The following is a 13093-nucleotide window of genomic DNA, read 5'->3' as shown; positions in this document are numbered from 1 at the left end:
TTGAGAGAAAAAGGCCCGGCCTCCTGGTTTCCTGGTTCACACCTAAGCCGAGCGAGAGGTGGTCACGTCTCGAACAGAATTCCGACGCGACCCGCCCTATTTGAATTACGGCAGGCGGTTCAAGAAATCACGATGATTTCTGGAGAACTCAAAATTATTCTTCGCATCCCAGTTAATGGACCAGGTCATGAGTCCCCGCAGTGCTGGATAACCCGAAGGTTTCTTAAGCACGTACTGGCCACCGAAGGATTGTCCTTTGGCCAGGTAGAGGAAAGCCTTCTGAACATCCGCGACAGACGTGAAACCACCGGCTGGGGCCGCAGGACCAACTGCAGGAAGTCCAAGGGCAACCTGCTCGGGTTTAAGAGGCGGGAAGACAGCGTTGGCATTGCGGCCCACGGGAAAGCCGGCGAGCAGCATCTCGGCCATGGCCACCTGAAAATCAGCGGTCCCCTGCGTATAGGCCCGATCATCCAGGCCGATCATGGAGCCCGTGTTGTAGTGCTGAACATGAATGAAGGTCAGCAAGTCCCGAAGGCCGTGGATGACGGGCAGGTAAGCGCCCCAGGCCTGAACATAGTTACCATAACCACCTTGCACGTAGGCTGTCTCCGGTGCCATGGTCAGAATCAATTTGCCATTGAGGCGAGTGTGGAGTTCCTTAACGGCTGCAATCATGTTCTTGACGCCAGGTGTCGTGGGATTGCGAAAATCGGTGTCACCCGCAGCCAGAGTGAAGGAACCACCTTCCAGGTCGAGGTCCAAACCATCAAAGCCATAGGTCTGGATGATGCTGAGCATACTCTCGACGAAGTCCTTTTTCATCTCGTCTGTTTTCAGTTCAAGATGAGAGTTGGCCCCACCAATGGAAATCAGAACTTTTTTGCCTTGGCTCTTCAGAAAAGCAACATCGGATTTAAACTGTTCGGTGCTGGTCAGGCGCCCATCAGGAACGAAATTCATCTTCGCCGATCCCGGTGTGATGGGTTCCGCAAAGGCAATCTGAATCACATCCCAGGCTGTGGCCACATCCTTGAGTCGAATGAATTTGACTTCAGGGATATCCCAGTTATGCCAGTAACCAATCAGCAGACGCGCTCCAAGGTTGGCACCTGTTCCACCGCCAGGAGCTGGGGTGGGCGAGGGCGTTGGAGCGGGCGTGCCAGGTTGGGGTTTATCCTTATCACCCGGTACGGGCGTGATCGTGACTTCGCTGGTTGGCTTGATCTCGACCGAGCCGCCTGGAACGGATCCCTCTTCGAGGCAAATTTTAATTTGTGTGCTGTACTGAGGTGTCTGGATATCGTGGATTTTCTGGTCTTGGTCGGCACAGGAGCGATAGAGGATTTTACCGTTGTCGTCTTCATAGGTCAGGCGCAAGGTATAGCCACCATAGGGCACTTTAAGAGCGAGGTCTTCGGCTTTGCCTCCATCAAAAGCGGATTTTGGAAAGGATTTTTCCAGAACATCCTGCTTCGGCGTCTTTTGATCGAAACGAACATTCAGCTCCGCCCAGGAGGGCTTACCGGGAGCAGGGATGTATTGTTCGATCGTGAGGCTGGCAAGTTTGCTGGAATTGTCCACCTGCGGTGATCGGTTAGGGCCGCAGGCACTGAGCAGGACAAAAGCAGTCCAAAAGGATAATGGAATAGGTTTCATGTTCACTTCCGCACAAGGGGTACACATCAAGAGCCACAAGGAAAACAGATTCGACGCCAGGGGCGCCGATTGAGTGAAATTATGGCAGAAGTGTGACGAGAGAACGTCGTTGAGCTTGCGCGCAAACCATTAGTCTGTTTGGAGAGTCTCACTTTGAGGGGAGGCGGGGGCAGGGAAAACCCATGGAGTTTTCCCGTTCCGAACATGGCGGTTCCATCAAAGACCGGTTGAAGGTTCCTGCGAAGGTGTTTGTTCCAGCGACTCGGCCGAGAAGTTTTTAAAGGCTTCGAACGACCGTCGATCTGTGACGGGGTTGTAAGCGGAGCCTGTGCTTGGATCACTGCCCGCACTCTTGTCTGTGAAACTGTGTACAGTTCCTCCGTATTTCACAAGTTGCCAGTCGACCTTATGCATCCGCATTTCGTTCTCAAACGCAGCAAGGTTGGTTGCGCTGACAGTCGGATCATCTGCCCCATGCAGAACCAGAACCTTGGCTTGAATCTGGGCGCCGTCATCGGGAGTTGGGCTGTCAAGCCCGCCGTGGAAACTGGCAACTCCCACAATATCGGCGCCGCTGCGGGCGAGTTCAAGCACACCGGTTCCGCCGAAGCAGTATCCTACGGCAAAGAGCATGTCTGTGTTCACGTGCTCCTGCTGCTTTAAGATGTCGAGTCCCAGATTCAAACGCTCGCGGAACAGTTTGCGGTCGCTGCGGTATTTGGTCGTCAACACTCTCGATTCTTCGACCGTGGTGGGGCGAGAGTCGCGACCATAGATATCAGCGGCAAAGACGATGAAACCGAGATTGGCCATTCGTTCGGCCTGATGCTGGGTCTCGGCCGTGACTCCCATGCGGCTATGGATCATGAGAATAGCGGGGGTTTGAGGCTTGATGTTTTCGGGTGAGACCAGCAGGCCCTCAAAAACTTCGGCATTCTTTTCATAGGTCACGGTTTGAATTCGATTCGCGCTCAACGCGACGCTACTGACCATAAGGCTTATGCAGGCGATCATACGAGTGGTCGTGAGAAACACGTCTGGACTCCTTATATTGCAGAACAGATGGCGTTCGCAGAAGGTTCGCACAAACCCGCGTCGGCAATCAATCCTTAAGTCGCCTCGATCCGTCTTTCGGCTGATGTCATGAGCTTGATTTCACCCACGGCTGTTGCTTCTGGAGTCGTCCGATGGGGGAAGATTTGCGTGGAGATCGGTGTTATGAGGGGGGACGAGCTGAATCGCGGAGCCCAGACGCGCAAACAGCGCCAGTGTTCATTCCTGGCGCTGCAATTAAAAAATAGAGACTAGCCTGCTTTGCGAGGCTGTTCCTGAACGGAGGACTCTACAGTGTCCGTTTTCTTTTGAGCTTTTTCCTGCTTCACTCGATTCACATCGGTAGCGTGCTTGTCATGTTGCTTTTTTTTCTTTTCTCGATCTTTGGGACTTTTGTCACCCATATTGAATACCTCCTATAACATCATTAACGAGTGTTTGGGTGACGGTCTTGAGATATTCCTTTAAATGGCTGAAAATTAAGGGAAAATTGCTGTCCATTTCAGCAAGGGTTTGGGCTCGGCAGCTGGCAATTTGGGCGAACAGGATGAGGATAGGTAGTCGCCTTACCTCGCCTGGGAAAAGCCATTCGCAAGAAGCGGAATTTTAATCGTAAAATTGCGCGGGATCAACCCGTTCTGTCTGATGAGACTGAGACTCAGGTCGGGATTGAGGGCATGCAGGCTTTCCACGCTGACACCAAAACGCTTGCTCAGATCGCGGATGCGCATGGGTCGGTCCAGTGTCTCGTTTCTGAAGTTCAAGCTGGCTAGAATCTTTGCGTCCGGAAAATGCTTGTCGGCATGTTTCAATGCGTAAAGGATCGCTAAAAACTCGGCGTAGAAATTCTGTGATGCGAATCCAAAACCACGGCCATTGTAGGAATCGATCAGAACCGCGATATCGCTACTTTGAGCCTTTTTCACAGCTTGTTTGATTCCATAGGGACCATGATTATAAGCGGTTATGGCCAAAGGCCAGCTGCCCAGAAGCTCATAGTTGAACTTTAAAATCTGGGCCGCTACGGCGGCTGACTTGATAGGATCGCGGCGCTCGTCGATGGCTGCGGTCAGCTTCATATACTGCCGGGCGATAAACGGCATGATCTGGTATACGCCTGAGGCTTTCACTTTGGACACAGCCTTGATGTTGAAAGTCGACTCGACAAAGGCCAGGAGTCCCAGCTCAGGGGGGATGGATCGGGTTTTGAATTCCTGCTCAATGTGCGTGAGGTAGAGCGAAGAATTCTCCAGCCCCTTATGCATGAGCTCCCGCTGCCCTTTTTGATTGCGAAGATCAAGGGTAGCCATCCTAGACTTGCCGGGGATCGCTTTGAGCGCAGTGCTCAGCCGCGCGGCCTCGATATGCTCGCTGGCCAGGGTTTTACCCTGATCCATGCGTCTGAAAATCTCTTTGTAGTGCCGTTGACGGGCTTTCAGAATGTTCCGGGCTCGACTATCGATCGTGCCGAGAGCGTTGAGCCAGGGAAAACGCACGACTTCCAGGACGATATGAGGATGGTCGCTCACATGGATGACATAATCTTTCACAGAAAGCTGCACAAAGACCTGATGCCAAAAGCGAACCCGAGCAAAAAGCGAGGGCGGAATGGAAAAATCACCTGTCAGTGGAATATCCTCAACGGACGGCTCCGGGCAAAGGATATGATGGATTTCTGCATCCTTGATCTTCTGAACGAACTTGATCTCACAGGGCTCCATTTTGCGTGTATCGGGCTGCCCTTGAGCCTGGAGGGCCGGCGACAGGAAGTAACCGAAGGCCAGAAAAAGACAGACGATAAATCGATGTGTGGCCGCGCGGCGGCAAGCCTTGAGATTCAGTTCAAACATTGTATGCACCCGCAATCAACTCAGAAGTTTATCAACAGCAACAGCAGCAAAAGGTCTTTACAATCGAGCAGCGAACATCATTCTAAGGTTTCAATGGAACCTCAATATTTTTATGGCAGCCCATGGGAGGACTGCGGAAAGCGATGGACTGGCTCTGGCTTGTCACGAAATCGTCTTCGCCGATCAGCTCTTTATCATACATAAGCTGAAGCAGCTGGCGCAAACGCTTGTCCCATTCCTTGGATACATTGCCCCGGCAGTAGGAACCGAAGTGACGCCTGGGGCTATAGATAATCGAAGCCAGATAAACAGATTCCAGCGGGCTCAGGTCGGCGGCCCGCTTGCGGAAGTAGTGCTCCGCGGCGGAACCTATGCCGAAGATTCCTGGCCCGAATTCAATCACATTAAGATAAATTTCGAGAATACGTTCCTTGCCGAGAGTACGCTCGGCATAATCCGTCAGGAAGAGCTCTTGAATCTTGCGTGATAGCGTCTTTTCATGGCTCAGAAAAACATTTTTGACCATTTGCATGGTGATCGTCGAGCCGCCCATGGCAAAGCGATTTTCCAAAAGATTTTGACCGATAGCCAGGGAAAGCGATTCGGGCACAAAGCCGTGATGTTGGAAAAAAGAGATATCCTCGGTCGCGATGAAAGCACCGCGGAGTGCATCGGAAAATTGGGTGAATGGGACGTAATGAGGGTTTTGCGGTCCCACCTGAAAGGTCTGGTTGATCCCAACCTCCAATCGGGTCCTATGCTCAAAGCTGCCTAACAGATGTTTTTGGCTCAGATGAGATGGAGCTTCGGTCGTCTGGCAATCACGAAAGCCACGATAACCGGTCAGCTGGGTTTCCTGCAGCTTGTCAAAATCTATCGCGAGCTTGTATTCTGCCGCAAAATTTCCCGCAAGCTGAAAACCTTGCAGGTCAGGGATCAATCCCTGGGGCAGAGCGTTGAAGAGTGTCTGGCAAGGAACAGTCGGAATGATGAGTGCCAGCACCAGACGCGGTTTGGTTTTAATCTGCTCGATCTGACCCGATAGGATCCCGTCCAGGCCTTGGGTACTTAATTTGACTTCATCAATCTGCAGCCTGGCGTTGGCTTTATCGTAAAGACCAGCAAACTTGAGGCTGGCGTGGATATTATCCAGTGGCAGGCTGGCTATCTTCGGGTGAAAAAAATGGAGACCCTCGCCTTGGATGGCGCCGCGCATGTGAACGAGTGAGGGCTGTTGGTCCAGTTCAATCGTTCCTGACAGTTGACCTGGATTGGACTGACCTTTGAAATGAAGCGCGAGGCCGGAATCTTTCATAGGCTGAATCGAGGCTTCGATGCTGCTTAAAGCTGGCTTGAGATGGGGAAGCACCGCTGCCTGGTTGATGGTCAGCTGATCCACCTGCACCGACCCACGGATCAAGGCTGCAAGGTTGGGTTTTGCCTGGACACCGCTGAGAAGAAGTCCGAACCCGTCTTCCTGTCCCGCGGGCCGAATTGTTATCTGATCGATATGAACGCCGGCCAGGTCCATTGAGATGTGACCTATTTTAAAAGACAGGCCTTCGATTTGCGCCAGTCTTGCTTCAACAGCCGACACCAGACGTTTTTCAAGTTCCTGGGAAGCCGCGATGAGGACGAGCAGCACCAGGACGATCACAGCCCCGATACTGAGAATAATTTTTTTGGATTTTGATACGGGCGAGGACTTTCCAGCATCGACTGTCATAAACCACCTAGGCAACAGGTCCACGAACGCCCCGTCCATTCTGCAAATCTCATCCCCTCAGGATCGCGCCAGCGGTCCGGGAAAAAATGACTGAAGATCAGAACGTTAGAGCTTTGCAGCGTATGAGTTTCCTGTGCAGTTTATCAGGTTCATTGTTGGAAAGCCCGCAGCTGTCAAATTTTTTGACAAGGTTCGCCTAGCGGAAGTCGACTCCATTAAGGTATTGGGATAGACCCAAGGGGGCCCGGGTTGACCCTGAATCATGGCATTGGTATCAGGACTTACCTGCGCTAATTTTGCATAGCAATGAAGAAGAGAAGAATGCGTGCGATCAGCCTGAATTCACGACGGAAGCTCAAGGCAGTTGATGCAGGTCGTTTCACAGATGTGGAGCCGCCTCTCTTTGCCGAACTCGCGAAGGTGGTCTGCCGAGCCGGAATGCTTCCGCAAAAGGAACTGCATGAGTGCTGGCAAATGGCCAATATCGTGCACAAAGCGTTTCCGAAAAATCTTCATATCGCTGACCTCGCAGCAGGTCACGGACTGCTGGCGTGGATCCTTGTTCTTCTGGCAAGGACGAGTGAGGTGCCGCTCCTTCGAACAGCTGTCGCAGTGGACATCAAGCGTCCAAAGTCAGCGGATGCTTTAGCTGCGGTGATGACGGAACACTGGCCCAATCTTACAGATTCTGTTCAGTATGTTGAAGGAAGCATCGATGCCGTCACGGTTGAGGATGGCCCTAAGACTTTGTTCGTCGCGGCCCATGCCTGCGGCAGCCTTTCGGATCGGGTGCTCATGGCAGCCATCACCAGCCGAAGTCCTTTGGCGATCATGCCTTGCTGTCATTCGTTTCGTAAACAAGGTCCCACATTATCGGCCCTCGCCCATGTCTCCAACCTGCCGATCCATTCCATCGATAGCATTTCGGTTTCGGCAGCATCGGTCGGTCAGCCGTCAGCCATTGACCAATTCCGCATAGATGCCTTAACGGCCCTTGGTTACCAAATCAGTGAAGGCTTCATTCAGAAAGAAATCACAACGTTCAACCGTATCATCATGGGCCTGCCTTCCGAGGCGAGCGATCGTATCCCGAGTCATGACCATGAAACATTCCCCAAGCCTTCCGTTGGAGGTGCCTTCAAGCGCATCGGAGAAATTCGCGCCTATGAAAAGGTTCAGTCGTTGAACGTTGCCGATATTCAGGAAGCGCAGGTTTTGTCCCGGCGACCGTCTCGCGAATGGGTTCGTACCTTTGACCTAAGTTTCTGGGTTGAAGATGCCTCCGTCGGTCATCGCCTTGCTAATGATCTTAATGGTCTTACGCGGCAATTCATGGCCTGTGACCCTCACAATGGAATTGAAGCCAACATCACGGTCCGTGATCGATACACGGATCCTGACACCAGCCAACTGGCTTTCACCTACCGGATCGAAATCAAGAGTTCCACGGTCAGTATCGCCAAGGCCGATGCCATCCTGTTACGAAGCCGCCTATGCCATGCCTTGAGTGAACTCTCGCCAGGTCCTTCCGCAGATTTTGCGCTACGAGGAAATTGATAAGTTTTTTCCTGACGTGCGACATCATGGCGATATCCGGGGTGCAAAAGCCCGACAGAGATTTCATTGAACATGGATCTTGCATAGGACTCTGAAGGTAATGGATGAACGCTTGAATAAGGAGTTTGGCATGGAACTTAGAGATATTATGACAAAATATGTACACGTCGTTTCGCCTGCAACCACCATTCGCGAGGCTGCCCGCAAAATGCGCGATCTCGATACGGGGATCCTTCCCGTCTGTGATGAGCAGGCCATTATTGGTCTGCTCACAGACCGGGATATCGTTGTGCGGGCTATTGCAGAAGGCAAGGATTCCGCTGATAGCCTGGTGACGGAAGCGATGACCGGCGATGTGGTTTGCATGTATGAAGATGACGATGTGGAAGAAGCAGCCCAGGTGATGGAAGAGAAGCAGATCCGCCGTCTGATCGTCCTTAGCCGCGATCAGGAATTGGTCGGCATCGTCTCGCTCGGCGACATCTCCCGGGAAACAGGCGATGATGAACTTTCCGGCGAGGTTCTGAAAAACGTATCCGAGCCCGCAGGCAGCCAGCCCTCTTAACAGTCGATTGATTTCCCAGGCCGGCAGCCACGTCTTTCGCCATTGCTCGCCGGCGTCCTTGCCTATGACTTGTCTCTGTCTGTAGCCATGGTTTGGGGCCAGGTCTCAGGCAGCAGAAAGCCTCGCGTCACTTCCAGCCAACCGCCATGAGCGCCCGCCCGAACATAACCTACGGCAAGTATAGCCCGCCCTGTCTCTTGAATTTTGCGTCGGGATATGTCCCAAAAATGTTCAGCGTCTTGAAGGTCCGGGTCATCACGATCTCGGTTTTGCCGGGATAGCCACTCGAGTCGTGGCAAGTCCGACCATTGATCAGCAGGCAGCTGCGACCAATCGCGCGGCGGCACCTGGTCCATGCGGATCCACCAGCCGATCGGTGCTGTGCTCATGAGTCCTGCAGGAACACGAGGTGCCTCCGATCCAAGCCAGACCTCGAGCGGATAGAAGAGCCCGCCTTGGACAAAAGCCTGCGATAGGATCGGTACGTTTTGCAGCTCGCGAGGGATGGCGCGACGCCCCGCTTCCGTTTCCAACAGCCGAAGCTGCTTTTGAAAGAGCCGATCGAGTTTGATATCTAACCGATCCTGAGCCTTCGGTCCTACAAAATCGCAAGGCTCGACTCTATCCTTGGCAACTTGAAGATAAAACTTGATCGCCAGTTCAAAGTGGAAGCCTTCGCCTGTATCCTGATCGAAACCAAGGATATCCAGTTCACCAAGAGTCCGATGATTCTCAACAACGGGTCTGTGCCCATGGAGCGAGGTTATAGGACCAAGGTGACTCAACCAGAACAGAAAAAGCTGTTCAAAATAATAACCAAGCCTATGCGACGGCCGATGAGCCACCCAATCCAAAAGGGGAGAGGGATCATGAACGAGCTGTTCCAGGAGCGTCACCGACCGGTCATGCATGGTCCGCTGCCAGGCCGAGGAAACTGTTCGGCCGGCGAAGGTGGGAAACCGTTCATCAAGCAGAAGGGGATTTGTGATCAGCGCTTGAAGATCCTGAAATGGAAAGCGTGACGGACAAGTCTTGTGTTCCATGAAAGCATACCCCGCGGGATAAAGGGTCATGGGAAGTCCGACCCCTTATCCTAGCACAGGGCAAACCCACTTCAAGGCCGCGATCCCTATGATTTTGAAACACGCGTTCTAAGACTTATTTCTCACGTCGATCCCCCCAGGACCTTGCTGCTCGCCTTATTGACTTCGCCGAAATTCGTTTTTCTTGACGTTGCTCATCGTTATAAAATTTATTAAAGTACTCATCAGGTCAAAGAGGCCGTGATAATCAGGTAGGAATATATGGGAAGAAAGTCTGCTAAAATAGCCGTGCGCAAGGGGGCTGCCGATAAGGCCCGGGGACAAACTTTCACAAGGGCGCTCAAAGATGTTTTTAAGGCATCCAAGGGAGGCAGTGGCGAGCTCGCTAACAATTTTCTGCTCCGAGTCGCAGTGGAGCGCGCCAAAAAACTGAACGTGCCAAAAGATAATATCGAAAAAGCGATAAAAAAAGGCCAGGGCACCGAAGGCCCGGGCTATGAAGACGTCTGTTATGAGGGCTATGGACCGGGTGGTGTGGCCATATTTGTTGAAACGTCCACGGATAATCCCACTCGGACAGTCGGCAATGTTCGGAGCTATTTCCGTAAATATGACGGTTCGCTCGGAACCACCGGTTCTCTGGAGTTTGTTTTCAGTCGTATTGCCTTGTTCGTTATCCCCAAAGAAGCGGTTCAGTCTGAAGATGATTTTACACTCGCAATGATTGACGGTGGCGCTGAAGAAATCGAACGCATCGATGACCATTACGAAGTTTCGGGGCCCATGTCGGAATTTGGCTCAATCCAGGAAAAGCTTATGGAGTTGGGTGTTACTCCTGACGAAGCCTCCCTTGTTAGAATTCCTTTAACGAAAAAAGAAATCACAGATGAAAGCATCCTAACTAAATTGGAACATCTGATTGATGTTCTTTCGGAAGATGACGACGTCGCGACTGTGTATCACAATCTGCTGGATAAAGAGGACGAGTAAGGCCTTTTCTGAAAAATAGCCCCTGGAGCGACAGATTGCTCCTCTCCAGCGGGCTGAAAACCGGGTTGGTTTCACGTTTGCACGCGACACGGCGTGGCCCGCGTTGATGTCCACAAATTTGACAATTTGTTCCATGATAGACACTTTAACCCCAAAGTTATTGGTTAAAGTGACGGAATTGATCCTGCATATCAGCCCCGAACTTTGCTGAGGAGTGTTGGTATGAAGTTCCTTTTCTGTATCTCGATGGTGTTCTCTCTTCTGGCTACTCGTGCCCTGGCATTCGATGTCACCTTGAAAAAAGCAGACAATAGTAATAATCGGATGCTTGTGGAAGGTCGTACGGATGATACTCAGTTTTTAAGTGACGGTGATACACTGTTCCTGACCGACGGCACCCGCTACCTCAAGGTCAAGGTGGTGAGGGTCATCAATCAAAGTCTTATTCTTTTACAGTGCCCCGCTGGTCAAGGCTGCCAAACCATAGCAAGCGAGAGTCTCGCCCTGTATCAATCCAATGAGCTGCCAGCCGCGGTGAACCCCATGAAAGAAGATCAGGAAGTCTTTCATGATTCTCACGCAGTCCAGGTGTATGGAAAAAACTTGCGAGAGATTGGTCGCTATATCCAAAGTGAAGTTGATGTTAAGTTACCTGCCGGTAAAAACCTCCAGGACCGCTATCATCATCTCGTCCGTAAAGAGGATTTCGGAAGAGTGGTGAGTTATCCGCTTATTGGCGCAGGTTTTGTGGGTATGCTCCTCTACGGTTTGGTCTCACCGAGCTCCAATGAGCAAGATGATCGCACGGAAAAGCAGAAGGATAATGCCTTTAAGCTCGGTATGGGAAGTCTGGCGAGCATCGGTCTGGGTTTTGGTCTGTATTTTACCTTGCGCCCGAGCGATCAGGAGATTGAAGGGTTAATCGATTCGATCGAGGAAAACGAGTCCCGGGCGAGGAAAGTCTCGGTATCGTCATGGAACCTGCGACCGCATGTTTCCTTCGAAGCGCGACAGTCGACACTTGGCTTAAATCTGAATTTTTAAGCTGGCCTACTCGGGGCTGACCCGAGTTTATCTTTCCAACCTCGACCGATCTGCATGACGAAAAGTAAATTGAGTTCAACCTACCAGTGCGAAGTATTAATAGACAGGACGATCATTAAAGTCACAAATTCTCAATCTTTCATTTCCCTTCGCAGTGGAGACTCAAAGCTATGCGCCTATTTTTAGAAGCGAGCGTTGTTGCTGCCTTATCCCTGGTGAGTGTGAGTGCACATGCGGAAAGTGCTGAAGACGTCAATCGTGCCGCCAATGAAACTATAATCATTGGCGACAGCATCTTCGCTTTGAACGGTGTTATCAATAGTGAGTTGGAAGAGATCTCATCCCTGGACATCGATTCCTATGCCCGCAATGGAGCCATCATGAGCGGCATAGTTCGTCAGTATCAGCAAGCGCGAGCGAACGGCATTGCGCGGACCGTTATCATGAACGGTGGAGGCAATGATGTTCTAGCCAACATGGGGAATTGCCGAGCGTTCAATCAAACCTGCATTAACGTGATCGAGAAGGCTACGAGTCAGGGCTTGGATTTGGTCAATCAGATGGAAGCTGATGGCGTTGAACGCATCTTTTTCCTTGGCTACTATTACACGACCTCGCTTGCTTCGGGCCTGGAAAAGGCCGTTGATTATGCGATGTCCCGCGCTGCGACGCTTTGTGAAAATACAACGGTTCGTTGCGAAGTGGTTGACACGCGAGACATTATGCAAGGTTCTGGCAATCTAAGCTGGGACGGCATTCATCCGAGCCGGACCGGGTCAATTAAGATGGCCCAGTTGCTCTGGGAGAGAATGCAAACCATCGACTGATGGCTCCATCGGATGGAGATACGGGCCCGCACTCAACCTTGCGGGTCAATGTAACAAATTGAAAATATAAATTTTTTTAAGCCTGGAGGACTCGAGAGCCTGACGGAAACTCAGCAATGGCCGCAAGTTTGGACCGGTTGGTGACGGTGCGGTCCTGCACGTCGGCGGTGATGAATTCCTTCCATACTTCAGCTCCACTGCAATAATAATTGATTTCGAAGCTCTAGAGCTGATCAAGTGCGGATGTCAGTGAAGGAACCCCGTCATGAAAATTAAGGCTTTTGCGATCCTCGTCCTTTTCAATCTTTCCATGCCCGTGTTGGCTCAAACCTCCGGTGATTCCGGTCGAGACGAAATCACTGCTTTGAAAAACATCGTCGCTCTTCAGGCTGCGCGTCTCAGTGCCCTGGAAAAGAAGCTCGAAGGTTTAAAGACTCAAGGCGATGCCCTTTACTTTAAAGACCAAGCTTTGGCCTCTCATGAAAATGGCAACATTATCTGGAAGGGATCCCCCAGTGGCCTTAAAGGTGACAAAGGCGACAAAGGCGATAGGGGTTTGGATGGTGCACAGGGTCCTTTGGGTCCGCAAGGCGCCCAAGGCATCCAAGGCGCTCCAGGACGTGACGGTATGGAGATTTGTGGTCGCATGATCCGAATACGTACTGGCGTTCAAGATGGACGGGGTCATACCTGGCTTTCGCTAGGTTGGGGCATCGCGACGACCGATGCCCGCGCTGACTGGCCTTATCTGAACAACTATCTCGAATGCCTATAAACGC

The 13093-nt window shown here is 51.7% G+C and carries 12 protein-coding genes; 6 read left to right on the top strand and 6 right to left on the bottom strand.

All coding sequences use genetic code 11. The features are described from left to right. Positions 1–105 precede the first annotated feature (105 nt). From VE954_RS07365 to VE954_RS07345, 5 genes are all read right to left on the bottom strand, one after another. Entirely contained in the window at positions 106–1659 is a 1554-nt protein-coding gene (locus VE954_RS07365; protein ID WP_324951208.1) for a chitinase, read from the bottom strand. A gap of 216 nt (positions 1660–1875) precedes the next feature. Further along, positions 1876–2694, bottom strand: coding sequence for a dienelactone hydrolase family protein (locus VE954_RS07360; protein ID WP_324951206.1), 819 nt, complete (start codon positions 2692–2694; stop codon positions 1876–1878). 269 nt (positions 2695–2963) lie between these two features. Continuing rightward, a complete protein-coding gene (locus VE954_RS07355; RefSeq protein WP_324951204.1) occupies positions 2964–3116 on the bottom strand; it encodes a hypothetical protein in 153 nt (50 codons plus the stop codon). 162 nt (positions 3117–3278) lie between these two features. Further along, positions 3279–4562, bottom strand: coding sequence for a lytic transglycosylase domain-containing protein (locus tag VE954_RS07350; RefSeq protein WP_324951203.1), 1284 nt, complete (start codon positions 4560–4562; stop codon positions 3279–3281). 82 nt (positions 4563–4644) lie between these two features. Continuing rightward, positions 4645–6288 carry a biosynthetic peptidoglycan transglycosylase gene (locus VE954_RS07345; RefSeq protein WP_324951201.1) on the bottom strand — a complete coding sequence of 548 codons (1644 nt, stop codon included), beginning with the start codon at positions 6286–6288 and terminating at the stop codon, positions 4645–4647. Between the two features lie 321 nt (positions 6289–6609). On the opposite strand from VE954_RS07345, the gene VE954_RS07340 reads away from it, so the two are divergent. Together VE954_RS07340 and VE954_RS07335 are read left to right on the top strand one after the other, a co-directional pair. Beyond that, positions 6610–7845, top strand: a complete 1236-nt coding sequence (locus VE954_RS07340) for a methyltransferase (RefSeq protein WP_324951199.1) — start codon at positions 6610–6612, stop codon at positions 7843–7845. 130 nt (positions 7846–7975) lie between these two features. After that, the gene (locus tag VE954_RS07335) at positions 7976–8410 is read left to right on the top strand and encodes a CBS domain-containing protein (RefSeq protein WP_324951196.1); all 435 of its coding nucleotides are present in this window, start codon (positions 7976–7978) and stop codon (positions 8408–8410) included. Positions 8411–8472: 62 nt separating this feature from the next. Here VE954_RS07335 and VE954_RS07330 read toward each other — a convergent pair whose 3' ends face one another. Continuing rightward, positions 8473–9453 (bottom strand): DUF1853 family protein, encoded by a 981-nt coding sequence (locus tag VE954_RS07330; RefSeq protein ID WP_324951194.1) that lies wholly within the window; start codon positions 9451–9453, stop codon positions 8473–8475. Positions 9454–9714: 261 nt separating this feature from the next. On the opposite strand from VE954_RS07330, the gene VE954_RS07325 reads away from it, so the two are divergent. The 4 genes from VE954_RS07325 (at position 9715) to VE954_RS07310 (ending at position 13089) form a co-directional block, all read left to right on the top strand. Further along, positions 9715–10443: a YebC/PmpR family DNA-binding transcriptional regulator gene (locus VE954_RS07325; protein WP_324951192.1), complete on the top strand. Its 729-nt coding sequence runs from the start codon at positions 9715–9717 to the stop codon at positions 10441–10443. A 222-nt stretch (positions 10444–10665) separates the two neighbouring features. Then, positions 10666–11487, top strand: a complete 822-nt coding sequence (locus VE954_RS07320) for a hypothetical protein (RefSeq protein ID WP_324951190.1) — start codon at positions 10666–10668, stop codon at positions 11485–11487. Between the two features lie 170 nt (positions 11488–11657). Then, on the top strand, positions 11658–12314 hold the full coding sequence (locus tag VE954_RS07315; protein ID WP_324951188.1) for an SGNH/GDSL hydrolase family protein: 657 nt from the start codon (positions 11658–11660) through the stop codon (positions 12312–12314). A gap of 265 nt (positions 12315–12579) precedes the next feature. After that, the gene (locus VE954_RS07310; protein WP_324951186.1) at positions 12580–13089 is read left to right on the top strand and encodes a collagen-like protein; all 510 of its coding nucleotides are present in this window, start codon (positions 12580–12582) and stop codon (positions 13087–13089) included. Positions 13090–13093: the final 4 nt, after the last annotated feature.

It is taken from the genome of Oligoflexus sp., assembly GCF_035638955.1.
In the GTDB taxonomy this organism is placed as follows: Bacteria; Bdellovibrionota_B; Oligoflexia; order Oligoflexales; family Oligoflexaceae; genus Oligoflexus.
Note: the sequence above shows the minus strand (reverse complement) of the source record. Positions and strands in the feature narration are given on the sequence as shown.